This window comes from Bradyrhizobium sp. USDA3010 (assembly GCF_056429065.1).
Map to the genome: position 1 here is coordinate 49,451 of NZ_JBWJZD010000017.1, position 23,869 is coordinate 73,319.

Annotated in this window: 26 protein-coding genes; 16 read left to right on the plus strand and 10 right to left on the minus strand. The window is 65.0% G+C overall.

The window, feature by feature from the left end; translation table 11 throughout:
• Positions 1-77: 77 nt before the first annotated feature.
• Together AC066Y_RS24225 and mhpA are read left to right on the plus strand one after the other, a co-directional pair.
• The gene (locus AC066Y_RS24225) at positions 78-1,073 is read left to right on the plus strand and encodes a VOC family protein (protein ID WP_478276066.1); all 996 of its coding nucleotides are present in this window, start codon (positions 78-80) and stop codon (positions 1,071-1,073) included.
• A gap of 37 nt (positions 1,074-1,110) precedes the next feature.
• On the plus strand, positions 1,111-2,706 hold the full coding sequence (mhpA, locus tag AC066Y_RS24230; RefSeq protein ID WP_478276067.1) for a bifunctional 3-(3-hydroxy-phenyl)propionate/3-hydroxycinnamic acid hydroxylase MhpA: 1,596 nt from the start codon (positions 1,111-1,113) through the stop codon (positions 2,704-2,706).
• On the opposite strand, the gene AC066Y_RS24235 is transcribed toward mhpA, so the two are convergent.
• Genes AC066Y_RS24235 through AC066Y_RS24245 form a run of 3 tightly spaced genes read right to left on the minus strand, consistent with a single transcriptional unit; the run spans position 2,696 to position 6,267 of the window.
• Positions 2,696-3,169, minus strand: a complete 474-nt coding sequence (locus AC066Y_RS24235; protein WP_478276068.1) for a GlcG/HbpS family heme-binding protein — start codon at positions 3,167-3,169, stop codon at positions 2,696-2,698. The genes mhpA and AC066Y_RS24235 overlap by 11 nt on opposite strands.
• A 40-nt stretch (positions 3,170-3,209) precedes the next feature.
• Positions 3,210-4,715, minus strand: a complete 1,506-nt coding sequence (locus AC066Y_RS24240) for an aldehyde dehydrogenase family protein (protein ID WP_478276069.1) — start codon at positions 4,713-4,715, stop codon at positions 3,210-3,212.
• 10 nt (positions 4,716-4,725) lie between these two features.
• Positions 4,726-6,267 (minus strand): hypothetical protein, encoded by a 1,542-nt coding sequence (locus AC066Y_RS24245; protein WP_478276070.1) that lies wholly within the window; start codon positions 6,265-6,267, stop codon positions 4,726-4,728.
• Positions 6,268-6,575: 308 nt separating this feature from the next.
• Between AC066Y_RS24245 and AC066Y_RS24250 the strand changes: the two genes are divergently transcribed.
• The 6 genes from AC066Y_RS24250 to AC066Y_RS24275 all read left to right on the plus strand — a co-directional run bounded on the left by AC066Y_RS24250 (position 6,576) and on the right by AC066Y_RS24275 (position 11,097).
• Positions 6,576-7,343 (plus strand): TenA family transcriptional regulator, encoded by a 768-nt coding sequence (locus AC066Y_RS24250; protein ID WP_478276071.1) that lies wholly within the window; start codon positions 6,576-6,578, stop codon positions 7,341-7,343.
• Positions 7,344-7,363: 20 nt separating this feature from the next.
• Positions 7,364-7,708: a 2Fe-2S iron-sulfur cluster-binding protein gene (locus AC066Y_RS24255; RefSeq protein ID WP_092124472.1), complete on the plus strand. Its 345-nt coding sequence runs from the start codon at positions 7,364-7,366 to the stop codon at positions 7,706-7,708.
• 3 nt (positions 7,709-7,711) lie between these two features.
• Entirely contained in the window at positions 7,712-8,008 is a 297-nt protein-coding gene (locus AC066Y_RS24260; protein WP_092124473.1) for a ferredoxin, read from the plus strand.
• Positions 8,009-8,020: 12 nt separating this feature from the next.
• Positions 8,021-8,350, plus strand: coding sequence for a 2Fe-2S iron-sulfur cluster-binding protein (locus tag AC066Y_RS24265; protein WP_092124474.1), 330 nt, complete (start codon positions 8,021-8,023; stop codon positions 8,348-8,350).
• 127 nt (positions 8,351-8,477) lie between these two features.
• On the plus strand, positions 8,478-9,287 hold the full coding sequence (locus tag AC066Y_RS24270) for a GntR family transcriptional regulator (RefSeq protein ID WP_478276072.1): 810 nt from the start codon (positions 8,478-8,480) through the stop codon (positions 9,285-9,287).
• A 178-nt stretch (positions 9,288-9,465) separates the two neighbouring features.
• Positions 9,466-11,097 (plus strand): GMC family oxidoreductase, encoded by a 1,632-nt coding sequence (locus AC066Y_RS24275; protein WP_478276073.1) that lies wholly within the window; start codon positions 9,466-9,468, stop codon positions 11,095-11,097.
• 155 nt (positions 11,098-11,252) lie between these two features.
• On the opposite strand, the gene hemE is transcribed toward AC066Y_RS24275, so the two are convergent.
• On the minus strand, positions 11,253-12,299 hold the full coding sequence (hemE, locus tag AC066Y_RS24280) for a uroporphyrinogen decarboxylase (RefSeq protein ID WP_478276074.1): 1,047 nt from the start codon (positions 12,297-12,299) through the stop codon (positions 11,253-11,255).
• A gap of 121 nt (positions 12,300-12,420) precedes the next feature.
• Between hemE and AC066Y_RS24285 the strand changes: the two genes are divergently transcribed.
• A complete protein-coding gene (locus AC066Y_RS24285) occupies positions 12,421-12,606 on the plus strand; it encodes a hypothetical protein (RefSeq protein ID WP_478276075.1) in 186 nt (61 codons plus the stop codon).
• A gap of 156 nt (positions 12,607-12,762) precedes the next feature.
• Here the strand turns inward: AC066Y_RS24285 and AC066Y_RS24290 are convergent, their stop codons facing one another.
• The 3 genes from AC066Y_RS24290 to AC066Y_RS24300 are packed head-to-tail and all read right to left on the minus strand — an operon-like array spanning position 12,763 to position 15,163.
• Positions 12,763-13,053: a PilZ domain-containing protein gene (locus AC066Y_RS24290; protein WP_478276076.1), complete on the minus strand. Its 291-nt coding sequence runs from the start codon at positions 13,051-13,053 to the stop codon at positions 12,763-12,765.
• Positions 13,054-13,089: 36 nt separating this feature from the next.
• Entirely contained in the window at positions 13,090-14,748 is a 1,659-nt protein-coding gene (locus AC066Y_RS24295) for a pilus assembly protein TadG-related protein (protein ID WP_478276077.1), read from the minus strand.
• Position 14,749: 1 nt separating this feature from the next.
• Positions 14,750-15,163 (minus strand): TadE/TadG family type IV pilus assembly protein, encoded by a 414-nt coding sequence (locus AC066Y_RS24300; RefSeq protein ID WP_229166077.1) that lies wholly within the window; start codon positions 15,161-15,163, stop codon positions 14,750-14,752.
• A 396-nt stretch (positions 15,164-15,559) separates the two neighbouring features.
• On the opposite strand from AC066Y_RS24300, the gene AC066Y_RS24305 reads away from it, so the two are divergent.
• Complete coding sequence (locus AC066Y_RS24305; protein ID WP_478276078.1) at positions 15,560-16,447, plus strand: LysR family transcriptional regulator; 888 nt, start codon at positions 15,560-15,562, stop codon at positions 16,445-16,447.
• A 30-nt stretch (positions 16,448-16,477) separates the two neighbouring features.
• Here the strand turns inward: AC066Y_RS24305 and AC066Y_RS24310 are convergent, their stop codons facing one another.
• Both AC066Y_RS24310 and trhO read right to left on the minus strand, forming a co-directional pair.
• The gene (locus AC066Y_RS24310; RefSeq protein WP_050401697.1) at positions 16,478-16,693 is read right to left on the minus strand and encodes a SlyX family protein; all 216 of its coding nucleotides are present in this window, start codon (positions 16,691-16,693) and stop codon (positions 16,478-16,480) included.
• On the minus strand, positions 16,686-17,438 hold the full coding sequence (gene trhO, locus AC066Y_RS24315; protein ID WP_478276079.1) for an oxygen-dependent tRNA uridine(34) hydroxylase TrhO: 753 nt from the start codon (positions 17,436-17,438) through the stop codon (positions 16,686-16,688). The genes AC066Y_RS24310 and trhO overlap by 8 nt, the downstream gene beginning before the upstream one ends.
• 185 nt (positions 17,439-17,623) lie before the next feature.
• Between trhO and ggt the strand changes: the two genes are divergently transcribed.
• The 4 genes from ggt to AC066Y_RS24335 all read left to right on the plus strand — a co-directional run bounded on the left by ggt (position 17,624) and on the right by AC066Y_RS24335 (position 22,107).
• Entirely contained in the window at positions 17,624-19,210 is a 1,587-nt protein-coding gene (gene ggt / locus AC066Y_RS24320) for a gamma-glutamyltransferase (RefSeq protein ID WP_478276080.1), read from the plus strand.
• Between the two features lie 130 nt (positions 19,211-19,340).
• Positions 19,341-20,549 (plus strand): NAD(P)/FAD-dependent oxidoreductase, encoded by a 1,209-nt coding sequence (locus AC066Y_RS24325; protein ID WP_478276081.1) that lies wholly within the window; start codon positions 19,341-19,343, stop codon positions 20,547-20,549.
• A 64-nt stretch (positions 20,550-20,613) separates the two neighbouring features.
• On the plus strand, positions 20,614-21,072 hold the full coding sequence (locus AC066Y_RS24330) for an FKBP-type peptidyl-prolyl cis-trans isomerase (RefSeq protein WP_173641166.1): 459 nt from the start codon (positions 20,614-20,616) through the stop codon (positions 21,070-21,072).
• A gap of 45 nt (positions 21,073-21,117) precedes the next feature.
• Positions 21,118-22,107, plus strand: coding sequence for a D-2-hydroxyacid dehydrogenase family protein (locus tag AC066Y_RS24335; protein ID WP_478276082.1), 990 nt, complete (start codon positions 21,118-21,120; stop codon positions 22,105-22,107).
• Positions 22,108-22,165: 58 nt separating this feature from the next.
• On the opposite strand, the gene AC066Y_RS24340 is transcribed toward AC066Y_RS24335, so the two are convergent.
• A complete protein-coding gene (locus tag AC066Y_RS24340) occupies positions 22,166-22,381 on the minus strand; it encodes a CsbD family protein (protein ID WP_478276083.1) in 216 nt (71 codons plus the stop codon).
• Between the two features lie 130 nt (positions 22,382-22,511).
• On the opposite strand from AC066Y_RS24340, the gene AC066Y_RS24345 reads away from it, so the two are divergent.
• A complete protein-coding gene (locus AC066Y_RS24345) occupies positions 22,512-23,036 on the plus strand; it encodes a cupin domain-containing protein (protein WP_076866333.1) in 525 nt (174 codons plus the stop codon).
• A gap of 54 nt (positions 23,037-23,090) precedes the next feature.
• Complete coding sequence (locus AC066Y_RS24350; RefSeq protein WP_478276084.1) at positions 23,091-23,828, plus strand: enoyl-CoA hydratase/isomerase family protein; 738 nt, start codon at positions 23,091-23,093, stop codon at positions 23,826-23,828.
• Positions 23,829-23,869: the final 41 nt, after the last annotated feature.

Below are 23,869 nucleotides of genomic sequence, written 5' to 3' on the forward strand. Positions count from 1 at the left end.
CCCCGCTCGGCTTGATCCTCCGCCGGTTTTTCGCAATGACTTGAGTTCCCAGGAACGGCAAGAACCAGAAGGTGCGCATGAGCCTCCCGATCACGAACCACGATCCCGGGTTTCGGATCACGCGGGCCAGCCACGTCGTCCTGACCGTCTGTGACCTCGCGGCGAGCCGGCAGTTCTACGAAAACGTGATCGGGCTGATCCTGACCGCCGAGGAGGGCGATGCGCTCTATTTCCGCGGCGTCGAGGAGGCCTGTCATCACAGCCTTGTGTTGCGCAAGGGTGGAGACGCCGTCTGCGTGCGGCTCGGCTTGCGGGTGTTTCAGGACGATGACCTCGACCGGCTCAAGGCCTTCTTCGAAGCGCATGGATGCGAGGCCGCCTGGGCCGAGGTGCCGCACCAGGGCCGCACACTGCAGGCGACCGATCCGGCCGGCACGCCGCTGGAGTTCTGCGCGACCATGCCGGTCGAGCCGCGCATGATCACCAAATTCACCCGCCACGCCGGCGGCTCGGCGCTGCGGCTCGATCATTACCAGGTGCTGACGCCCGACGTGCGCAAGGCGTGCGAGTTCTATACCGCGGCCGGCTTTCGGCTCAGCGAGTATATCGCGCCCGCCGGCACGTTCGATCTGCGCGGCGTGTTCCTGCAGCGCAAGGGCAATCCGCACGACATCGTGTTCTTCAATGGTGCGGGGCCGCGGCTGCATCATTTCGCGTTCCTCGCGCCCGAGATTCATCATCTGCTGAACGCCTGCGATCTCGCCGGCGAGCTCGGCTATGGCGCGGCGGTTGAACGCGGACCCGGGCGGCACGGGCCGGGCCATGCGATGTACGTCTATATGCGCGATCCCGACGGGCACCGCGTCGAGCTGTTCAACACGCACTACCAGATCATGGACATCGAGAACGAGCCGATCGGCTGGGACCCGTCCGACCACAAGATCTCGTTTCCCTGGGGCCTGCCGGCGCGGCAGGCCTGGTTCGAGGAGGCGACGCCGTTCGAAGGTGTCGCGGTCCGCGAGCCGCAAATGAAGCCGAAGCCGTTGACGCTCGAGAGTTATCTCGCGAAGTAGCATGTCTATGTCAGTCGCGAACCCCGGGCATGGTCCGATGTATGACGTGGCAATCGTCGGTCTCGGGCCGGTCGGTGCCATCTTCGCCAATCTGGTCGCGAAAGCCGGCCTGAGCGTCGCGGTCGTCGAGCGCACTGCCGACATCTACGACAAGCCGCGCGCGATCACGCTCGATCACGAGGCGCTGCGCGTGCTGCAGGCGATCGGGCTCGGCGATTTCACGGAGCAGGCGATCGCCCCGCATAACGGCTCGCATTATCTCGGCGTCGACGGCGAGATCATCAAGATCTTCGACCCGATGCCGCCGCCGTATCCGCTCGGCTGGATTCCGAACGTGACGTTCGTGCAGCCTGACGTCGAGCAGGCGCTGCGCGACAAGCTTGCCGGCTATCCGCAGGTCGACGTTTTCCTTGCGGTCGCCGGCGTGGCGCTCGAACAGGACGAGCGCGCGGTGACGTTGACGGCGCGGCGCGAGCAAGGCGACGAGTTCCTGATCCGCGCGCGCTATCTGATCGGCTGCGACGGCGCCAACAGCTTCGTGCGCAAGCAGCTCGGCATTGGTCTCGACGACCTTGCCTTCGATGAATGGTGGATGGTGGTGGATACGCTGACCAGCGACCCCGCCAAGCGGCCGGCCCGGAGCTTTCAGTATTGCTGGCCGTCGCGTCCCGGCACCTTCGTGCCGGGGCCGCGCAATCTGCGGCGCTGGGAGATCAAGCTGTTGCCCGGTGAGGATCCCGAGGCGGCCGGCGCATCCGACAACGTCGTGAAGCTGCTGAAGGGCTTCACCGACATTTCCGACCTCACGATCTGGCGCTCGGCGGTCTATCGCTTCCACGCGCTGCTCGGGCAGCGCTGGCGCGACCGCCGCGTGCTCCTGATGGGCGATGCCGTGCACCAGACGCCGCCGTTCCTCGGCCAGGGGCTGTGCGCCGGCATCCGCGATGCCGTGAACCTGGCCTGGAAGCTGCGCCTGGTGCTGCGCGGTGACGCCGGCGAGGCGCTGCTAGACGCTTACGAGATCGAGCGCAAGCCGCATGTCCGCGCCGTCGTCGCCAGCGCCAAGGAGTTCGGCAAGATCATCGGCGAACTCGATCCCGCGGCAGCTGCCGAACGTGACGTGCGGCTGCGCGCCGACCTGAAGGCCGGCAAGGCCGAAACCATCAGGCAGAAATTCATCCCCGATCTCGTCTCCGGTCTGATCGCGCGCGATGCCATTCTTGGCGGGCGGCTGTTCGTGCAGCCGCATGTGCGTGCGCCGGATGGGCAGACCTGCCGGCTCGACGATCTGCTGAGGCCGGAATTTGCGATCGTGACGGCGGCCGCGGAGCCGATGGCGTGGCTGTCGAACGCGTCCCGTGCCGCCTGGCAGCATCTCGCCGGCGAACGTGTCGTCATCACGACGTCAGGTGAAAGCAGCGATGCCAACGGCATTCTGAGCGTGGTCGAGCGCGACGGGCTGTTCGCCGACTGGATGCTGCAACATGGCGCCGCCGCGGTCATCGTGCGGCCCGACCGTTACGTCTTCGGTGCCGCCGGCAGCGCCGGCGAGCTCAATATGCTGGTCGGGCAACTGCTCGAAGGTCTCGGTGCGAGACATAAGTCGTTCCCGGCGGCATCAGTCACTTCTTGATGTCGGCTGCGACCAGCACGCGGTGGCCGTGCAGCAGCTCTTGCAACGCCTGCAGGGCTGCGACGCCGCATTGGGTGTCCTGCTCGCCGTTGCCGCCGCTCAACCCGATGCCGCCGACAACCTCGTCGTCGACCACGATCGGAAAGCCGCCGACGAACACGGCAAATTTTCCGTCAAAGCTCCACTGGATGCCGAAGGCCTCGTTGCCGGGCAGGGCAGGTCCGTTCGGCGGTTGGTTGAACAAATGGGTGGAGCGCTTGTGTCCGGCCGCCGTGAACGCCTTGTTCCAGGCGATCTGCGGGCCGGTGACCCGCGCGCCATCCATCCGCTCCAGCGCCAGCGGATAGCCGCCGTCATCGGTCACGCAGACCGTCTCCGCAACGCCGATCTCGGCGGATTTGCGGATCGCGGCAGCGATCATGTGGCGGGCTTCGGTAAGTTCAAGTTTGAAAGACTGTTTCATCGCTCTGGTCCAGGATTGGAGTGGGGTCTTCGACCGCGGCTTAGGTGCCGCGGTAGACCGTCTTGATCTGGGTGTAGAATTCGAGGCCGGTGCGGCCGGACTCGCGGAAGGTCGAGGTGCTCGACCGCTTCAATCCGCCGAACGGCGCGTTAATCAAATTGCCCGTGGTGGTGCGGTTGATCTTGACCGTTCCGGACTGGATGTCATTGGCGAAATCGTGCATCGCGCGCGGGTTGCGCGTCACGATCGCCGCCGACAGGCCGTACTCGCTGGCATTGGCCTTGGCGATCGCGTCAGTATAGCCGTCGACCTCGATGATCGCGATGACCGGGCCGAAGATCTCCTCGCGTGCGATCGTCATGTCCTGGGTCACATCGCTGAAGATCGCGGGTGAGACGAAGTAGCCGCCGTCATAGGCGGCACCGGTGAGCCGGTCGCCGCCATGGAGGTGCGTTGCTTCCTTCTTCCCGATCGCGACGTAGCGCAGCACCGTTTCGAGCTGCCTGGCTGTGGCGAGCGGCCCCATCTCCATCCCGCTGGTGAGGCCGCTGCCGATCTTGATCGCCTTCACCTTGGCGAGGAGCCGTGCGGTGAACTCGGTGCGCACCTGCTTCGTGACCAGGACGCGGCTGGTGCCGGTGCAGGCCTGGCCGGCCAGCGACAGGCCGCCCTTGACGGTCAAATCGACCGCCAGATCGAGGTCGGCGTCGTCCATGACGATCAGCGGGTTCTTGCCGCCGAGCTCCATCTGCGTGCGGGTCGTGAAGCTGACCGCGCGGCAGATCTGTTCGCCGGCGGATGTCGACCCGGTGAAGGAAATCGCGCGAATGACCGGCTGCTCGGTGATCGCAGGCCCGATCTCGCCGGCCTTGCCAGTGATGAAGTTGAGCGCACCGTTCGGCAGGCCCGCTGCAATCAGCGCCTCCGCCAGGCGATAGCCGCTGAGCGGCGCATCGGACGACGGCTTGAACACCACCGTGTTGCCGGTGATGAGGGCCGGCGCGATCTTGCGCGCCGGGATGGAGATCGGAAAATTCCATGGCGTGATCACCGACACGACGCCGAGCGGCTCGCGCAACGTATAGACCGTCATGTCTGCATCGTCGTTCGGAAACACCTCGCCGGTGAGCGACAGTCCCTCCACGGCATAGAACCGCAGAGTCTGTGCCGAGCGCAGCACCTCGTCGCGGGCGAGGCCGAGCGATTTGCCCATTTCCCGCGTCATCTCCCGCGCGATGTGACCGGCGCGCGCCTCGAGATGATCGGCGGCCCGGTTCAGGATGGCGGCGCGTTTGGAGATCGGCGTCCGCCGCCAGCCTTCGAACGCGGCGGCCGCGGCATCGACGGCCGCTTGCGCATCGGCGGCGGTCGATTCCTGGAAGCGGCCGACCAGGTCGCTGGTGTCGGCGGGATTGATGTTCACGAACAGTCTGCCGGACGCGCTTGCGATCCGCTCGCCGGCGATCAGGTTCGGAAATTCTGCGATCCCTGCGCTGCCCTCCGCGGAAGGGTGCGCGTTGCGTATCGTCGTTTCAGCTGTCGTCACAGGATTCTCCTCAATGCCAGATCAGCACCGCGCAGACGGTCGACACCGCGAGCCCGGTCAATACGGGGATCATCGCCGTCCGCACGATCTGGAACACGGGAACGCGCGCGAAGCCGGCCACTGCGATCAGCGACGACCAGGCCACCAGGGTGCCGCCGCCGGTCCACACCGCGCCCATCTGGCCGATTGCGGCGAGCGTCGCGGGCTCCATTCCGACCGACGGTGCCAGCGCACCCGACAGTGAGCCGGTCAGCGGCAAGCCGGCAAAGCCCGAGCCGTCGATGCCGGTGATCATGCCGGCGATCAGGATGCCGAAGGCGACGAAAATCTCGTTGCCCGGTATCCAGGCTTGCGCGGTCTGGATCAACTCGAACAGGAGGCTCGGCGCCTGGGCCGCGGGCACCCCGAGGATCGGTGCAGACAGGCTCGGCTCGGCGCCGAGAAAGAAGAAGCCCGCGATCGGCAGCACGGAGCCCATCGCCTTGAATGCGAAGACGAAACCTTCGGTGACGTGGTCGGCGCTGGTGTCGAGGAATTTGCGCAGGTCATCGGTGATGAAGGATGCGCAGATCATCAGGATCGCGGCGACGCCGCCGACCAGAGCGGCAGCATCGCCGCCCTTGAGGTCGTGGCCCACGCCAAGCTTGGCCAGCACCATCACCGCGATGACGCAGAGAAAGGCGAGCGGGGTCGCAATCGCAAAGAACTTCGACCAGCCTTCGCGGCGCGTCGGCACCCCGGCGAGTTCCTTGTCGATCTGCGCCTGGGTCGCAAGCGGCCGCTGGCCGTCGGCGGTGCCGCGCGCGATCTCCGCCTTGTCGAAGCTGCCTTCCTGCTCCAGCCGGGCCAATTCGCCGTTGCTGGGCTGCGCCTGCCAGCGCTCCAGCAGCCGCTCGTCGGCCTTGGTGATCGACTTGCGGATCGAAAGATAGGCGAGCGTCAACGCGATGCCGCCCGTGATGAGGGACAGCACCAGCGCGCGGTCCGCGACGGTGGCGGCGCTGACCGCGGCGCCGGCCGCCTTGGCGCTGATCCCGGGCGCAACGCCGATCACGTAGTCCGACGACAGCGCCATGCCTTGTCCGGCGATCGCGATCGCAATGGCACCGCCGAGCGGCGACAGGCCGGCCGCAATCGCCGCGGGCAGCAGCACCGCGGAAACCAGCGGCACTGCCGGCGTCGGCCAGAAGAACAGCGAGATCACATAGGTGATGGCGGCAAGCACGAAGTAGGCGGTGTGTCCGCTCTTCATAATGGCGCGGAACGGTTCGACCATGCGAATGTCCGAGCGCAGCACCTTGAGCGCGTTCAGCAGCGCCGTCATCAGCGCGATCACCAGGAAGATGTTGAACAGCTCCTTGGCGGCGGTGAAGCTCGCGTTGAAGACGCTGGCAAGTGCCGCGACCGGGCTGTGCGTCCAGGCAAGCGCGACCAGGAGTGTCGCGATCACCGACGGCGCCACGACGTTGGCGCGCCAGATCATGGTGAGAACGATGACGGCGACGCCGAGCAAATAGACCCAGTGCGCGGCAACGATCGGAGCGTGCTGCATGGTTGTTGCTTCCCCCTCGAATGCCGCGAATAATGTATACTGTATTCCGCAATGGCAAGCGTAAATTGCGGGCTGGCGATCCCTGCGTCGCAGAAGGATGGGAGCACCTCCGACCGAATTTTTGTGCATCCGAAGCCCAAAATAGCGGCGATTCCATGCGGTTGGTGTCGGGTGGGATGGATGGCCGGGAACCCGGCCTTCGGTGTTGACAGGCACAAGGATAGTATACAGTATACCGAAATGGTCGACCGAAACGGACTGATGGTCGTTGCCGGACGGCGATTTCTTCACGGCACAGGAGCGCCACGATGCAAAAGCTGATGGATCACGTGGAATTTCGAGCGGCCCTCGAAAATGCCATCAAGGGAAAGAGCGCCAACAAGGCTCCGTTCAGCGTCGCCTGGGCGAGCGGCAAGCTCAGCCGCGCGCATCTCGCGCGCTGGGCCGAGAACCACTACCACTATGTCGGTCCGTTCGCCGACTATCTCGGCTACATCTATGCGCGGATGCCGGAGCAGTATCAGGAAGCCAAGGACTTCCTGCTCGCCAATATGTACGAGGAGGAGATCGGGGGCGACCGTCACACCGATCTGCTGGTCCGCTTCGCGGAGGCCTGCGGCACGACCGCGGCGCGCATCAAGAACCCCGACAACATGACGCCGACGACGCGCGGGCTGCAGAGCTGGTGTTATGCGGTCGCGATGCGCGAGGATCCGATCGTCGCGGTGGCCGGCCTCGTGGTCGGCCTGGAGTCGCAGGTGCCCTCGATCTATCGCAAGCAGACGCCGACCCTGCGCGAGAAGTACAAATTCACCGACGAGGAAGTCGAGTTCTTCGACCTTCACATCGTGTCGGACGAGATTCACGGCGAGCGCGGCTACCAGATCGTGCTCGAGCACGCCGATACGGTCGAGCTGCAGCAGCGTTGCCTCAAGATCTGCGAGATCGGTGCACAGATGCGGTTGCTCTACACGACCGCGCTGTACCACGACTATGTCGCAAGCGACATTCCGCTGGCGGAGCTCGATCTTGCGAGCGGCGTCTCCGCTGAGGAACGCGTGCTGTTGCAGGCCTGAGCGCGGGGAGCAGCGGCGCGATGCCCAACGTCATCTTTCACCGCAACGGCGAGACCTTTGTCGGCGAGGTCAAGGAGAACACCAATCTCGTCGTCCGCGCCGGCATCCGCCAGTTTCCCTATCCCAACTTCCTTTACGGCTGCGGGATGGGGAAGTGCGGGAAGTGCGCGTCGCTGATCATCAAGGGCGGCGAGCACCTGCCGGAGCCGAACTGGAAGGAAAAGAAGCGCCTCGGTGCCAGGATCGAGCAGGGATATCGTCTCGCCTGCCAGCTCTGGCTCACGCATGACGTTGAACTGTCGCAGGAGGCAGCCCCGCTGGTCGACGTCGTCGCGCCGGCCGGCGCCGCGGTTGGGAGGACGTGATCGATGTATGTGATACTGACGAGCAAGCCGGGGCAGTTTCGCACCGAGATCGCTGACGGACTGCGGCCGCTCGCGGCCTACGACTACCTGTTCTACGGCATCAGGAAGGCGACGTTCGTGATCGCCGAGCTGGTCGAGGAGACCAAGGTCAGGGTGATCGACGAGGCCTGGTCGCCGCCGATCGTGAACGAGGTGCCCTCGAAATTCCTCGAGAAGTTCGAGACCCCCGAGCGGGCGCTGCACGAACTCGAGCACCTCATCACATTCGGTCACATGGACACCAAGCTGCGCAAGCGCTGAGCGGATGGCGGGATGATCGAAGTCACGTTTCTGACCAATGGCGGGAAAACCGTCACCGCGGCGGAGAACAGCAATCTGCTGCGCGTCTCGCTGCGCGAGCAGGGCGGCATTCCGTTCAAGTGCGGCGGCGGCCTGTGTGGAACCTGCAAATGCCTGATCGAGAAAGGCATCGAGAACACCGATGCGATCAAGCCGAAGGAGCGGAAGCACCTCACCGACGCGCAGTTCGCCGCCGGCTATCGGATGGCGTGCCAGACCTTTCTCACCGGCAGCGTGAGCGTGTCGTGGGTGCCGAAAGCCGCGGTGCCGGCGGCGCGACCTGTAGCTGTTGACGGCGAATGAGCGCGGCTTGATGGCATGCAGCCGGCGGTCTAAATACGCAGCAGCGGTCATTCGGCCAGGACTCTGGCAGCTCGTTGGACCTCCGGTGTCCATGCATTGAGCGAAGCGCGGCCGGACAGGTCGGTTCATGGCAGGCAAGCTCGGAAGCTCCAAACGTCTCGGCGACGACTACCTCTCCCTCCACGGCAGGGTGATCGAGGAGCTGCGGCAGGCGATCCTGAGCCGGCGGCTGAAGCCCGGCGAGCGGCTGGTCGAGGGCCGCCTCGCCGACGAGCTCGGTGTTTCCCGCAACCCCGTGCGCGAGGCGATCCGCGTGCTGGAGTCGGAGGGGCTCGTCGAGGTGACCGCGCGGCGCGGTGCCTCCGTCATCACGATGAGCGACGAGGAAGCGCGCGAGACGGTCGAAGTCCGCGCGCTGCTCGAGGGACAAAACGCGCGCCTGGCTGCGCGTCGCCGCGAAGAGAGCATCATCAAGCGGATCGCGGCGGTGTTGAAGCAGGGCAACGAGGCGGTCGCGGGACGGCGCTACGACCTGTTGTCGGATCTCAACCAGCAATTCCACCACGAATTGGCGGAGGCCGGCCGCAACCGCGTGCTCGCCGATCTGCTGAAGCGGCTGCGCGAACGCACGGCGATGCTGTTCTCACCCACCGATCCGGTGCGCCAGGCGCGGACCTGGGATGAGCACGCAGCGATCCTGCGCGCCATCATCGCCGGCGACGAGCGCGCCGCCGCCACGCTTGCCGCCGAGCACGTGATGCGGGCCGGTGCCGATTTTCTCTCGAGCCTCCATGTGCCCGATGAGGAGACCTCGCTGGAGGCGGCGTCAGCGAAATACGGCCTGCCGTCCGGCTCCCGCGTGGATCAGGCGGTGACCAAGCCGACGCGCCGGAACCAGCAGCGCGCCGGTACGCGACGGCGCAAAGCGGAGAGCTGAACGCGCCCGTCGCGTTGATGGCTTGTGGCCCGCCGATCCCGCGGTGAAAGGTCCGGTGGTACCGCTCCGGATCGCCAGCTAACTTTCTTGACCGTATCTGCCACGCTCGCTACGTCTCTTCCCAATGCTGGGCAGGGGCGCAACCCTGCCGGCCGCGCCGCATGGCCGGGGGAAACCAATGAACAACAACAAGGATGGCGCGTCGCCGAACGACGTCGCCGAATTTGATTACGTGATCGTCGGCGCCGGCTCGGCCGGCTGCGTGCTCGCCAACCGCCTGAGCGCCGACGGCAAGCACTCGGTGCTGCTGGTCGAGGCCGGGCCGAAGGACACCAACATCTGGATCCATGTCCCGCTCGGCTACGGCAAGCTGTTCAAGGAAAAATCCGTCAACTGGATGTACCAGACCGAGCCTGAGCCCGGCCTGAACGGGCGGCAGGTGTTCCAGCCGCGCGGCAAGGTGCTCGGCGGCTCCAGCTCGATCAACGGCCTGCTCTATGTGCGCGGCCAGCACGAGGACTATGACCGCTGGCGGCAGCGCGGCAATGCCGGCTGGGGTTATGACGACGTCTTGCCCTATTTCAGGAAGGCGGAGGATCAGCAGCGCGGCGGCGACAAATATCACGGCGCGGGCGGTCCGCTGCCGGTGTCGGACTGGCGGCACCACGATCCGCTGTCGGAAGCCTTCGTGCATGCCGCGGCCGAGGTGGGCATCCCGACCAATCCGGATTTCAACGGCGCGACCCAGGAGGGCGCGGGCTTCTTCCAGACCACGACGCGGCGCGGCCGGCGCGCCTCGACGGCGCGGTCCTATCTGCGGCCGGCGCTGACGCGTGGCAACCTGCATGTCGAGACCTCGGCGCTGGCGCAGCGCGTCCTGTTCGATGGCAAGCGCGCGAGCGGCGTCGCGTACAAGCAGAACGGGCAGTTGCGCACGGCCAAGGCGCGCAAGGAGGTGCTGGTGTCGAGCGGCGCGTACAATTCGCCGCAATTGCTGCAGCTGTCCGGCGTCGGCCCCGCCGATCTGCTGCGGCAGCATGGCATCGAGGTTCTGCTCGATGCGCCCGGCGTGGGTAACGACCTGCAGGATCACATGCAGGTGCGCATCGTCACGCGCTGCGCCCAGACTGTCACGCTGAACGACGTCATCAATCATCCGGTGCGCCGCGTGATGGCCGGCCTGCGCTACGCGGCGCTGCGCAAGGGACCGCTGACGATCGCCGCCGGCACCTCCGGCGCGTTCTTCAAGACCAGTCCGCGGCTGGCGTCGCCGGACATCCAGATCCACTTCCTGCCGTTCTCGACCGACAAGATGGGCGAGAAGCTGCATCCGTTCTCGGGCTTCACGGCTTCGGTCTGCCAGCTGCGCCCGGAGAGCCGCGGCTCGCTGAAGATCCGGAGCGCGGACCCGAGCGTGCCGCCGGAAATCCGCATCAACTATCTGGCGACCGAGACCGATCGCCGCGCCTTCATCGACGGCATCCGCATCCTGCGCAAGATCCTGGCCGCGCCGGCGCTGAAATCATACTCGGTCGGGGAAGTCGATCCCGGCGCCAAGGTGGTGAGCGACGACGATTTGCTCGATTTCTGCCGCCGCACCGGCAGCACCGTCTATCATCCGACCTCGACCTGCCGGATGGGCAACGATGCGCTCGCGGTCGTCGACCAGCGGCTCAAGGTGCGCGGGGTCGAGGGGCTGCGCGTGGTCGATGCTTCCGTGATGCCGGATCTGATGTCGGGCAATACCAACGCGCCGACGATCATGATCGCGGAGAAGGCGTCGGATATGATTTTGGAGGATGCTCGGTAACATCTCGACCCGTCATCCTGAGGAGCCGCGAAGCGGCGTCTCGAAGGATGCACGGCCCCGCATTATTCGTGCGGAGAAAGCGGGGCCGTCGACCCTTCGAGACGCGCGCAAGGCGCGCTCCTCAGGGTGACGGTGATGGAGTGGGCTACAGGGCGTTAGCCGTTATGCGCGCGGACCCGTGCGACCATCTGCTCGACATGGGCGATCGGCGTCTCCGGCAGGATGCCGTGGCCGAGGTTGAAGATCAGCCGCCCCTTGCCGAAGTTCTCCAGCACATCGTCGACCGCGCGGTCGAGCGCGGCGCCGCCGGCAATCAGGGCCAACGGATCGAGATTGCCCTGCACGGCGACGCGGCTCTGCACGCGCTCGCGGATCATCGACGGCTCGGTGGCCCAGTCGATCGAGACGGCATCGACGCCGGTTTGCTCGACATAGGCCGGCAGCATGCCCGCCGCGCCGCGCGGAAAGCCGATGATCCGGGCACCGGGGACCTGCTTGCGCACCCCGGCAACGATGCGCCGGGTCGGCTCGATCGACCAGCGGGCGAACTCGCGTGGCGGCAGCACGCCGGCCCAGGTGTCGAAGATCTGCAGGCAATCGGCGCCGGCCTTGAGCTGCCCGACGAGGTAGTGGATCGAGTTCTCGACCAGGACGTCGATGATCCCGGCGAACGCGTCCGGATGGCGGTAGGCGAGCATCCGCGCGGGGGCCTGGTCCGGCGTGCCCTGTCCGGCCACCATGTAGGTCGCGACCGTCCATGGCGCGCCGCAGAAGCCGATCAGCGTAATGTTTGGCGCAAGCTCGCGCCGGACGCGGCGCAGCGCCTCGAACACCGGCTCGAGCTTGTCGAAATTGGCCCGGGTGGCCAGCGTCGCGATCTCGCCGGGCGTTGCCAGCGGATCGAGCCGCGGCCCTTCGCCGGCCTCGAAGCGCACCGAACGGCCGAGCGCGTAGGGGATCACCAGGATATCGGAGAAGATGATGGCGGCGTCGAAGTTGAACCTGCGGATCGGCTGCAGCGTGATCTCGGTTGCGAATTCGGGCGTGAAGCAGAGATCGAGGAAGCCGCCCGCCTTGGCGCGCAGCTCGCGGTATTCCGGCAGATAGCGGCCGGCCTGCCGCATCATCCAGAGCGGCGGCACGGCTTGCCGGTGGCCCGACAGGAGGTCGATGAGCGGCTTTGTGGTGGGATCCTGGGGCACGCGAAAGTTCCTGATCACGGTCAAAATTTGGCCCCTGATACACGCTGCGGCGCAATGGGCCAAGGCGGTTCTGGAACCCCGGTTTGCGCGGGTGCGTTGTCCCCCGGAATGGAGGGACGACATGGACCAGAAATTCGATCCTGCTGCTCATGACAAGCACGCCGAGAAGCCGCACGAGGCACGGGCTGCCGACCGCAAGGCGCGCTCCCGATTGAAGGAGGGGCTGGAGGATACCTTCCCGGCCTCCGATCCGGTCAGCGCCACGCAACCCGCGCCGTCGAAGCACGACGGCAATCGGGACAATTAGCTGTTATATCCCAGCAATCGCTAACCACGATGCGAAATGGGTTCAGCCGTGCGAGGAGCGGCTCACTGCGGAGCGGTGGTTCGAAGCGCACCGCGCCCGCGTCGTGGGGCGCGATCGTCGCGGCAGGAATCGCCGAATCGTGATGCGCTGGACCGGCTAGACCGGACCACCTTCGGGGCGCGGCACCCGGTCAAACTCGAAGGTCACGCCGAGCCGGCGCTGCAGCCGCCAGACCAGAATGCAGTGCCGCCGGATCGGTTCGCTCTCGATCTCGAGATCGAATGCGAACGGAATTGCGGCATCGCTTTCCACGGCCAGCCCCGCGCCGCCGGTCGAGATGTTGAGCACAAGGCATCCGACGCTGGCGTTGCGGAAGAGGATCGTGCCGCGCTTCATCAGGACGGTTCGTTGGCTGTCGATCTTGTATCTTTTTATTGTTGTACTCACGCCAGTCTCCTACCCCGATGTGATGCCCGAACGCCCCTAGTTCACCAGCACCGCACCGTCGCAGCGGATGCCCAGCACCCAGACGTCGACCTGGCCGAGCCCGATGCCGAGCGCCGAGAGCAGGGACGCCAGCACCTGATCGATCGGACTCGTCACGGCGTTGAGAATGCTCATGACCAGCGCGCCCAAGCCCGGGATCGGAATGCCAGCGATGTTGAGCGTGAGGTTACCGAGCAGGCTTGCCGTCAGCGATGACAGGAAATTGGTCGTCGTCACCGTCTTCTTCGTCCCCGACTGGATCTCGCTGTAGCTGAAGTTGACGTTGGTCGGCGTGGTGTTGCCCATGCCGGCATGAGCGAGGCCGGTGACGGGGATGCCCAACACAGTGACCAGCGTTGCCGGCGGCGGATTGGGCTTGGTCGTGAAGTTGGTCATGTCGGCGACCGTGACTTTGCCGATCCAGGCGTCGACGATCCCCGGCGTCACGCCGATCGTCACCTGCGAGGTGTTGATGTTCGGATGACCGCAGGACACCGCATTGAGCGTCGCGGTCCCCGAGGCGACCTCGACATAGACCGGCAGATTGATCGAAGCGATGCTGCCCGAGCCGAGCACATTGATGGTCGCCAGGATCCTGGTCTGCGCGGTGTGGACGCTCACGCCCTGGGTACCCATTGCGATCCAGCTCGAGCCGACCGGTCGCTCGCCGACCGTTGCGATCACGGATACGGCGGCAAGGCCTGGCAGACCGAAATCGATCGAGGTTGCGATCTGATTGCTGCCGTTGGCGATCTGCGCCATTGTGTCGATGAGGTCGAATACCGAAACGCTGGCGCCGACCTTCGGTTTCTGGCCCACCGTCAGGTTGGCGAAGGGACCGAGATCGATCAGGGTGCCCGGCGAAATCTTGGTTGAGGAGCCGGTGACGGCCTGGGAGATCGTCGACAGTGCGGTGGTCGCGGCGCCCGCGCCGTTGGTGATCTGCTGTGTGGTCAGCGCGGCCGCCATGATATCGCCGACCTTGAGGTTGCTGCTCAAGAGGTCGCCATAGGTGACGCCGGTCAGGTTGACCCGGGTTGCCAGCGCCGACAGGAAGTCGAGGGCGTCGATCTTGGCGCTGATCAGCGAATTGTAGTCCATCACCGAGAGCGACAGCGTGGTGCCGAGCATGGAGCCGAGCAGCGCGTTGAGCGCCCCGCCGTTGACGGAGAGCAACCTCGACCCGATCGCGAACGAGGCCATTTCGGTCGACGTCGCGGTGGCGGTCGTCGTGATGTTGAAGCTGCTCGCGCCGGTCAGATAGCGCGCGAAGTAAAGCGGGGTCTTGGTCGTCAACGTGACGCGCGCGGCGTTCGGAATGCTGACCGCCGGGGTCACGAAACGGGCCTGCGGCGCGATGGCGCTGTTTGCGGTGTAGGTCCCCGTCTCGACCTTGACCAGCGCGCTGGCCGGATAGTTGTTCTGCGTCACCGTCGCGGAGGCGGCGTTGACCGGATTGCTCAGATTGGCGGCAGCGACGATCGCGGCGAGGTCGGCGGTGCTCTGGGTCTTGCGCCGGTCGGCGAAGATCGTGCCGAGATCGATGGCAAGCCCGGCGCACCCGATCAGGAGCGTCATCAGGCCGGCCGACATCATCGCGAAGTTGCCTCGTTCGTCGGCGCCGAAGCGCCGCATCAGCATGAGGATGCCGCTCATGCTAGAATCCCCCGTACTGGATCGCAGCGGAGCGGACGATGGTGCTCGCCGGAGCGGGGACGAAAGGCAGCTTGTAGATGAAGTTGCCGGCCGCGTTGTAGTTGACGGTCACGACGTAGACGTTGGCGTTCAATGGGGACGGTGCGGCATTGACGGTGAGATTGCTGGCTACCAGCAGCGGGTAGGTCGATGCGTTGGCGGTGACGTAGCTCGTCGCGAGGCTGTTGCGTTCAGTGTCGGTCATTCCGGCGATCGACGACCGCGCCGCTTCGGCGGCGAGTTGCTGGACGCCATGCACCATCGCGAGATACGAACCGAATACAATGATGCCGAAAATGAAGGCGAGAAACAGCGGCAGCATCAGCGCAAATTCGACAGCAGAAGCGCCGCTTCGACACCGAAATAACCTGGTCATGGCATACCTCGAAACGCAAACTGGGGCGCCACGTTGCGAGGCTTTGATTAAGGAAAACTATGAAAACGCTTCCGCGAATCAGTGACCTCAATCCAGATGAATGGCAGCGTTCAAACTTATTGGGTGGGCGACACGTTATGGGGCGATCAGGATTTTTGATGCTGTGTCCGCAGAAACCCGGGGTCTGATTGGGTTGAGGTGCTGCGTGTGTGTGCAGATGCAGTCGTCCGATACCGTAGCACTACGTGGCAATGCACGTAACAATACATAAGGCCTGCAATTGCAGTGGCAGCGCGACAAATTGAAACTAAACGAAAGTGCAACCAAATGTTAGTATAGCTGAATCACATACTGGAGAACGTAATTGCGTCCCGTGCTGAGATTGGAGGGCTCGCGATGCACAGACCACGTCAGCATTTGAATATTCCGACAGAGATCGTTCGCACCGTCGTTGCGATCGCAGAGACGGGAAGTCTATCGAAGGCCGGCGAGCGTCTCGGCCTCAGTCAGCCGGCGATCAGTTCGCAGGTCAAGCGACTGCAGAGCCTGGTCGGCGGCGCGCTCTTCGTCAGAACGGCGAACGGCACCACGACGACGGAGCTCGGCAAGGTTGCCGTGCAGCAGGCAAGGCGAATCCTCGAAGCGAACGACCAATTGCTTCGGCTCGGCGGCAATCACGAAGGACCGCAGCCGCTGCGGCTCGGAATAAGCACGATGCTCGCCGAGGAATTCCTCAAACTGCATCCGGCCGACGCACTCGCCGACGTGCTGGTTCACGCCGACATGTCGCCGATCGTCATCAGAGGATTGATCGACGGCTACATCGACATTGCCTTCGTCTACAGCAACCCTTCGCTGGAGAACGAACACGAGGTGACGATCGCCGCCGAGGCCGAAGAGCGCTCGGTTTGGGTACGGTCACGCGATTTTGTTCTGCGGCCGGGCGCCCCGATCCCGATCCTGGCGTGGCCGGGTGACGACTGGATGATCCGGACGCTCGCCAAGCACAACATCTCGTACAAGATCGTGTTCAGGAGCCCGAACCACCAGCTGCGACTCGAAGCCGCACGGGCCGGATACGGCCTGACGGCATGCCCCGAGCGGATGATCCCGTCCTCGCTGATCTCGGCGAAGGACTATTATCTGCCGGAGCTTCCGTTGCAGAAGCGCCTGCTATGTGTTCGCCAGGGCCTCGAGGGAAGCCGCGCGACGGCGATGGTGCAGCGGTTGTCCAGCCTGTTCTTCAGCGGCGCAAAGCCGATGCGTCAGGTGAGCAACATGTAATCCGGCGCCACCGGGCTCCGGCGATACCGATCAGTAGTGCGGCGGGCGCTCGTTGGCGGGGCCCGGCGCCTGGCGTTCGGCTTCCTGAAGCCGATCGCGCAACTCGGCGAGCTGGCGTGTCAGCGCGTCGATCTGCTTCCATTGTGCCGTGATGGTCTGGTTCAGTGTCTCGATGGCTTCATCCTGGTAGGTCAGGCGGACCTCCAGCGCATCGATCCGTTCGCTCAGCTTTGCCGCGTCATTCATGCACGGCGTCCTCGTGCCTACGTTCACGCAGGCCGTGGCCGAGCGCGACCCGTTCGTCGAATACAAAGCAGTCGCCGCGCCAGCGGCTGTCCTGCCGCGGCGTTTGCTCGAGATATTTCAGGATGCCGCCCTTGAGGTGATAGACCTCGCTGAAGCCTTGCGCGAGCAGATAGGCGCTCGCCTTCTCGCAGCGGATGCCGCCGGTGCAGAACATTGCAATCCTGCGGTGCTTCGCGGGATCGAGCTGACGCGCGGCAAATTCCTTGAATTGTCCAAAGCTCGCGATCTTGGGATCGACCGCGCCTTCGAAACTGCCCATCGCGACCTCGAACGCGTTGCGGGTGTCGAGCACCATGATGTCAGGCGAGGCGATGAGTTCGTTCCAGTCGCCGGCGTCGACATAGGTGCCGACTTGCCGCGCCGGATCGACCGTGGTGTCGCCGAGCGTCACGATCTCCTTCTTCAGCCGCACCTTGAGCCGCTGGAACGGCATCTGCGCGGCTTCGGAGAATTTCAGCTCGAGATTGTCGAGGCGGCCGCCGAACAGCGGCCCGTGCCTGAGCTCAGCGACGAAACCATCGACGGCTTCGTCGCTGCCGGCGATGGTGCCGTTGATGCCCTCATGTGCGAGCAGCACGCTGCCCTTGAGATCAAGCCCGGTGCAGAGCGCGCGCAGCGGCTCGCGCAGTGCGCGGAAGTCGGGCAGCGCGGCGAACTGGTAGAAGGCGGCGACCTTGAGGGGCATGGCCGGGGTGTTTATCAGGCCCGCCAGACCGGCGAAACCCCGCAAAGCCATGCATTATCGGGGTAATTCCTCTGGCATACCATGCATTGCCCTGCCGGGGACGAATGTGCCATGTACTTCGTATCCCCTTGGCATCCACCTGCCGCAGCAGCATCAGACCCTCACGATCAAGCGAGCTCTCCGTTATGAGGAATTTCCACTTCGCCGGCCGTTCCACGGTCCACGCCCAGAACGCGATGGTTGCAACGTCGCATCCGGAGGCGGCGCTGGTGGCCATCGACGTGATGCGCGCGGGCGGAACGGCCGCCGACGCTGCGGTTGCGGCCTGTGCGCTGCTCGGCGTCATTGAGCCGCAATCGACCGGCATCGGCGGCGACTGCTTTGCGCTGATCCAGCCGAAGGGCGAGGGCAAGATCACGGCCTATAACGGCAGCGGCCGGGCGCCGATGGCGGCCACCGCCGAGTGGTACCTCGAACGCAAGATCCATTCGGTGCCGCTGACCTCGGCGCATGCCGTCAGCATTCCCGGCGCGATCGACGCCTGGGACGTGATCCTCAGGGATCACGGCAAGTTCGGCTTCGACCGGTTGCTGCAGCCCGCGATCAAGGCCGCCGAGGAGGGCTATGTCGTCGCTCCGCGCATCGCCTTCGACTGGAAGAACGGTTTTGAGAAGCTGAAGAACGGCACCAACACCGAGCGCTATCTGCTGCCGCACGGCAAGCCCGCGGTCGCCGGCGACGTGATCCGCCAGCCCGAGCTCGGCAAGACGCTGCGCGCCATCGCGCAAAAGGGCCGCGACGCCTTCTATAGCGGCGAGATCGCCGCCGACATGGTCGACACGCTGCGCGGTATCGGCGGCCTGCACACGCTGGAGGACTTTGCGGCGCATTCGACCGAGACGACCTCGCCGATCGGCACGATGTACAAGGGCTATGACGTCTGGCAGTGCCCGCCGAACGGCCCCGGCATCACCATGCTGGTGATGCTCAACATCCTGTCGCGCTTCGACCTGACCAAGTTCAAGCCGCTCAGCATCGAGCGCTTCCACCTCGAGGCCGAGGCGGCACGCATCGCCTACATGATGCGCGAGCAGTACATCGGCGATCCCCAGCACGCGCATGTCGATGTCGCCGGTATCCTCTCCAAGGAGTTCGCCGACGAGCACATCAAGAACATCCGGATGGACCGGCTGCTCGAATTGCCGAACGTTGCGCCGCCGATGAATCCCTCGACCGTCTACATCACGGTGGTCGACAAGGACCGCAACGTCTGCTCCTTCATCAACTCGATCGCGCATTCGTTCGGCTCGGCGATCGTCTCCAACAAGACCGGCGTCCTGCTGCAGAACCGCGCCGGCGGCTTCCGCATCCAGCCCGGCCATCCGAACTGCATCGCGCCGGGCAAGCGTCCGCTGCACACCATCATCCCGGCGCTGGCCACAAAAAACGGCCGCGCGGTGATGCCGTATGGCGTGATGGGCGGGCAGTATCAGCCGGTCGGCCAGACCCGCGTGCTGACCAACATGCTCGACTATGGCTGCGACATTCAGGAGGCGATCGACATGCCGCGCGGCCTGCATTACGAGGGCGTCTACCAGCTCGAGGACAGCGTGCCGGCGGAGATCGTCGAAGGCCTGAAGCAGATCGGCCACAAGACCACCAGCGTGGTCGCGCCGCTCGGCGGCGGCCAGGGCATCTGGATCGATTGGGACAAGGGCACGCTGACCGGCGGCTCCGATCCGCGCAAGGACGGCTGCGCGCTCGGCTACTGAATGTCGCAGGTCGCAGGGCCGGATATGCGCTGCAGGAACAAGCTGTTCTCGCAGAGATTGGTGCTGGAAGCCCTTTCCCGCGAGGACCGTCATCAGCTCCCTCGATTCAGATGATACTGACCAGGCCGACTTGCGCGGCGGCGTCTCGCCGTGGTTTGTCGCCGCAACGCCACCATCGCGTCCCACGCTATCGGAGAATCTCGGCTGCGATGCGCTTATCGTCGGCGCCGGCATCACCGGCTCGCTGGTCGCCGAGCGCCTGACCCGTCAGGGGCTAGACGTCGTCATTGTTGATCGAGAGCGTCCGGGCCGGGGCAGCACTGTAGCCAGCACCGCGATGTTGTTGTGGGAGATCGACCGCCCGCTTGTCGAACTGACCGCGATGTATGGCTTCGATCGGGCTGCGCGCGCCTATCGGGCCAGCATCGATGCCGTGACCGGTCTGATCTCGCTGGTTCGTGAGCACAAGCTGCCCGGAGAGATCAGAAAGAAGCGCTCGCTCTATCTGGCGGCCGGCAGCTCCGTAGCCGACTTACTCGACGAGCATCGGCTCCGCCGCCGCGCCGGCCTGCCCGGCGACTTCCTCGATCATCGACAACTGCTCGAGAGCTACCGGATAGCGCGCGCAGGCGCGATCGTCTCGCCCGGCGCGGCAGATGCGGATCCGCTCCAACTTGCCTACGGACTGCTTCACCTCGCACGCGCGCGCGGTGCGCGGCAGTTCGATGCGGAGGCCATAGCGTTCGATCCGGCCGGCGAAGCGGTGACCGTGGGATTCGAGAACGGTCGCGAAATTGCCGCGAGGGCCGTCGTGCTGGCGACCGGCTATGTGATGCCGGATATCGTTCGGTCGACGGTCCAGGCCGTGTCCTCGAGCTGGGCGATTGCGACTACGCCGCAGCCACAGAACATCTGGAAGGATGGCGCGCTGATCTGGGAGAACGCCAAGGATTATCTTTACGCCCGGACGACGCCAGCGGGCCGCATCATCATCGGGGGCGAGGACAGCGATGAGATCATCGCGCCTGATGCCCGCGACCGCTTGATCCGGGAGAAGGCGCGGCGGCTCGTGCAACGTCTCGCCGCGCTCTGGCCGTTCGCCGCAACGGAGATCGAATACCGCTGGGCCGGCACGTTCGACACCACCAGCGACGGGCTGCCGCTGATCGGTCCGGTGCCCGGCGCGAAGCGTGTCTATGCGGCGTATGGCTATGGCGGCAACGGCATCACCTTTTCCTATCTGGCGGCACAACTGATCGGCGATCTCATCGCAGGCAGCAGCTCGCCGTTGCTCGACGATTTTGCGCTGGACCGCGATGGCGGCATGGCCGGTCATTGAAAAAGCGGCTAGGGATTTCGCCCGCGCTGGGCTAGAGACGGCCGTCCTTCACGAGAGGTGCAAGATGCGATCTTCCCGACGCACGATCATCACGACTGCGTTCGCCGGCCTTGCGGCGGCAGTCTCCACGTCCGTTGCCGGCAGGACGGCAATGGCCCAAACCGCAGGAAAGCCCATGACCACAGCTTCAGGCCTTCAGATCATCGACAGCAAGGTCGGCACCGGCGCCTCGCCGAAGACCGGCCAAACCTGCGTCATGCACTATACCGGCTGGCTCTACGAGAACGGCCAGAAGGGCAAGAAGTTCGACTCCTCGGTCGACCGCAACGAGCCGTTCGAGTTTCCGATCGGCCAGGGTCACGTGATCAAGGGCTGGGACGAGGGTGTCGCCACCATGAAGGTCGGCGGCAAGCGCACGCTGATCATCCCGCCGAACCTCGGCTACGGCGCGCGCGGCGCCGGCGGGGTGATCCCGCCGAATGCCACGCTGATGTTCGACGTCGAGCTGCTTGGCGTAAAATGACCTGAAGGCCGTCAGGTAACCGGCCGTAACAAGAGGGGCGCAGCGATGAAGATATCGATCCTCGACGATTATTTCGACACGCTGCGCACCCTCGATTGCTTCCGCAAGCTCGGCGGCTACGACGTCACGATCTGGAACGATCATGTCCAGGACGTCGATGCGCTAGCCGAACGGCTGAGCGACACCGATGCGCTGGTGCTGATCCGCGAGCGCACCCAGATCCGCACCCCGCTGCTTGAACGTCTGCCGAAGTTGAAGCTGATCAGCCAGCGCAGCGTCTATCCGCACATCGACATCGACACCTGCACGCGGCTCGGCATCATCGTGTCGTCGGGCCAGCATGCCGACACGCCGTCCTACGCCACCGCCGAATTCACCTGGGGCCTGATCCTCGCGGCGATGCGCGCGATCCCGCAGCAGATGGCGGCGCTGAAAGCGGGCAAATGGCAGATCGGCGTCGGCCATACGTTGCGCGGCAAGACACTCGGCATCTACGGCTATGGGCGCATCGGCGCGGTGGTCGCGGGCTATGGCAGGGCGTTCGGTATGAACGTGCTGGTCTGGGCGCGCGAGGCGGCGCTGGCGAAGGCGCGCGCCGATGGCTATGAGACCGCGGCCAGCAAGGCCGATTTCTTTGCCCGCTGCGACGTGCTGTCGCTTCACATGCGGCTGGTCGACGCAACGCGCGGCATCGTCAAGGCGGAAGACCTCGCGCGAATGAAAGACACCGCGCTGATCGTCAACACCAGCCGCGCGCCGCTGATCGAGCCGGGCGCGCTGGTCAACGCGCTGCGCGCCGGCCGGCCCGGCATGGCCGCGGTCGACGTCTACGAGAAGGAGCCGCTGCGCGACACGTCGGATCCGCTGCTCAACATGGACAATGTGGTCTGCACGCCGCATCTCGGCTACGTCTCGCGCGACGAATACGAGATCCAGTTCACCGACATTTTCGATCAGATCGTCGCCTACAATGCGGGTACGCCGACGAATGTCGTCAATCCCGACGTACTGACGCATTCGCGCCCGCGCGACTGACCAACCTCGCTCATGCCCAAACCGCCGGCTCGATGGGACCGGCCGTCTCGTCTCTCGTTCAGCGAGGCCAGTGAGCCGCTGCGGTCACCCTGTCGACGGCGTGCCTGACGATGCTCTTGACGCCGCCGAGCGCCTTCTGTCCCTTGCCCTTGGCTTCCAGGATCGCGCCTCTGCCCTGCATCGCCGGAGAACCGGTGATCTTGCCGAGACGCCGTTTGAATCTGCCAATCGCCTCATTGGCCGTGCCCTTGATCTTGTCGGTCGTGCTACCCATGAAATAACTCCTTCGGAATACGCTAATACAACGCGCCGGCACATGGCGATGTTCCGATTTTGCGCTCGCCTGCAGGGCCGCTTTTCGGTAGCGTTCCACGCACGAAACTTGAGCAACGAAAGCAAGAACGATGAGCGGTTCCCACGATCACACCCATTCCCACGACCACGATCATCACCATCACGACGACGAGCGCTGGAAGCACGACGGCGTCCGCGTGATTCCCGGCAATCAGCTCGATCCCAACGTGCCGTCGACCGCCGGCATGGACCGCAAGGCCGCGATCAATTTCGCCCGGGTCGGCGCGCAGAAATTGTGGGCGGGTACCGTCAGCATCAAGCCGGACGCCAAGACCGGCGCGCATCATCACGGCCATCTCGAAAGCATCATCTATGTCGTGAAGGGCAAGGCGCGGATGCGCTGGGGCGAGAAGCTGCAATTCACCGCCGAAGCCGGTCCCGGCGATTTCATCTTCGTGCCGCCCTACGTGCCGCATCAGGAGATCAATGCCAGTCCCGACGAGGTGCTGGAATGCGTGCTGGTGCGTTCCGACGGCGAGGCGGTCGCGATCAATCTCGACATCGAGCCGGTCGAGAAGCCGGAGAACGTGCTCTGGGTCGATCCGGTGCACCGGCATCCCGACGAGAAGAAATAGCGTCGCGGCGCAGCCGCCTCGAAAGACAATAACAGCAAAAGCAGGGAGGCCAGCATGTCGCTCGTTCGTTACGAGAGCGCCGACCACGTCGCGACCATCACGATGGCACGCAGCGAGAAGCACAATGCGCTCAACAACGCGTTGTGTACCGAGCTGCGTGACGCCTGGCTGCGGTTTCGGGACAGCGACGATCGTGTCGCAGTGCTGGCTTCGGCGGAGGAAAAGTACTTCTCAGTCGGCGCCGATGTTGGTGATCTCCCCGCCAACATGTGGCACGCCGTGCCCGGCCTCGGCGTCGAGCTGGACAAGCCGGTGATTGCCGCGACATCCGGCTGGGTCGTGGGTGGCGCCTTCGTGCTGGTCCAGATGGCCGATCTGTGTGTGGCGTCGGAGACGACACGCTTCATTTACCCCGAGGGAAAGATCGGCACCACTGCGGGCGGCGTCTCATCGGTGATGGCGCGGATGCCGCACAAGATCGCGATGGAGTTTCTGCTGGTCGGCGACGAGATGTCGGCGGAACGCGCCTTCCAGATCGGTTTCGTCAACAAGGTCACGCCGAAAGGTCAGCACCTCGCGCTGGCGCGGGAGATGGCTGCGAAGATCGCCGGCAATGCACCGCTGGTGGTCCGCGCGCTGAAGAAGCTCGCCCGCGAGGCGATGCCGAAGGGACCCCTTGAAACAGTCGCCGACGCGCGGCGGCTGCTCGATGAGGTCAGGGACAGCGAGGATCTCAGGGAAGGCGTGAAGGCATTCGCCGAGAAGCGCAAGCCGAAGTTTACGGGGAAGTAGCCCCGTCATTGCGAGGAGCGAAGCGACGAAGCAATCCATCC

Coding starts and splice junctions, on each gene's coding strand:
- AC066Y_RS24340 (WP_478276083.1), bottom strand. CDS start 22,381: ATGGGTAGCACGACCGACAAGATCAAGGGCACGGCCAATGAGGCGATT.
- AC066Y_RS24225 (WP_478276066.1), top strand. CDS start 78: ATGAGCCTCCCGATCACGAACCACGATCCCGGGTTTCGGATCACGCGG.
- AC066Y_RS24345 (WP_076866333.1), top strand. CDS start 22,512: ATGAGCGGTTCCCACGATCACACCCATTCCCACGACCACGATCATCAC.
- AC066Y_RS24350 (WP_478276084.1), top strand. CDS start 23,091: ATGTCGCTCGTTCGTTACGAGAGCGCCGACCACGTCGCGACCATCACG.
- AC066Y_RS24275 (WP_478276073.1), top strand. CDS start 9,466: ATGAACAACAACAAGGATGGCGCGTCGCCGAACGACGTCGCCGAATTT.
- trhO (WP_478276079.1), bottom strand. CDS start 17,438: ATGCCCCTCAAGGTCGCCGCCTTCTACCAGTTCGCCGCGCTGCCCGAC.
- AC066Y_RS24250 (WP_478276071.1), top strand. CDS start 6,576: ATGCAAAAGCTGATGGATCACGTGGAATTTCGAGCGGCCCTCGAAAAT.
- AC066Y_RS24270 (WP_478276072.1), top strand. CDS start 8,478: ATGGCAGGCAAGCTCGGAAGCTCCAAACGTCTCGGCGACGACTACCTC.
- AC066Y_RS24285 (WP_478276075.1), top strand. CDS start 12,421: ATGGACCAGAAATTCGATCCTGCTGCTCATGACAAGCACGCCGAGAAG.
- AC066Y_RS24245 (WP_478276070.1), bottom strand. CDS start 6,267: ATGCAGCACGCTCCGATCGTTGCCGCGCACTGGGTCTATTTGCTCGGC.
- AC066Y_RS24310 (WP_050401697.1), bottom strand. CDS start 16,693: ATGAATGACGCGGCAAAGCTGAGCGAACGGATCGATGCGCTGGAGGTC.
- AC066Y_RS24330 (WP_173641166.1), top strand. CDS start 20,614: ATGCGATCTTCCCGACGCACGATCATCACGACTGCGTTCGCCGGCCTT.
- AC066Y_RS24335 (WP_478276082.1), top strand. CDS start 21,118: ATGAAGATATCGATCCTCGACGATTATTTCGACACGCTGCGCACCCTC.
- AC066Y_RS24265 (WP_092124474.1), top strand. CDS start 8,021: ATGATCGAAGTCACGTTTCTGACCAATGGCGGGAAAACCGTCACCGCG.
- AC066Y_RS24255 (WP_092124472.1), top strand. CDS start 7,364: ATGCCCAACGTCATCTTTCACCGCAACGGCGAGACCTTTGTCGGCGAG.
- AC066Y_RS24235 (WP_478276068.1), bottom strand. CDS start 3,169: ATGAAACAGTCTTTCAAACTTGAACTTACCGAAGCCCGCCACATGATC.
- AC066Y_RS24300 (WP_229166077.1), bottom strand. CDS start 15,163: ATGACCAGGTTATTTCGGTGTCGAAGCGGCGCTTCTGCTGTCGAATTT.
- AC066Y_RS24295 (WP_478276077.1), bottom strand. CDS start 14,748: ATGAGCGGCATCCTCATGCTGATGCGGCGCTTCGGCGCCGACGAACGA.
- AC066Y_RS24305 (WP_478276078.1), top strand. CDS start 15,560: ATGCACAGACCACGTCAGCATTTGAATATTCCGACAGAGATCGTTCGC.
- mhpA (WP_478276067.1), top strand. CDS start 1,111: ATGTATGACGTGGCAATCGTCGGTCTCGGGCCGGTCGGTGCCATCTTC.
- AC066Y_RS24260 (WP_092124473.1), top strand. CDS start 7,712: ATGTATGTGATACTGACGAGCAAGCCGGGGCAGTTTCGCACCGAGATC.
- ggt (WP_478276080.1), top strand. CDS start 17,624: ATGAGGAATTTCCACTTCGCCGGCCGTTCCACGGTCCACGCCCAGAAC.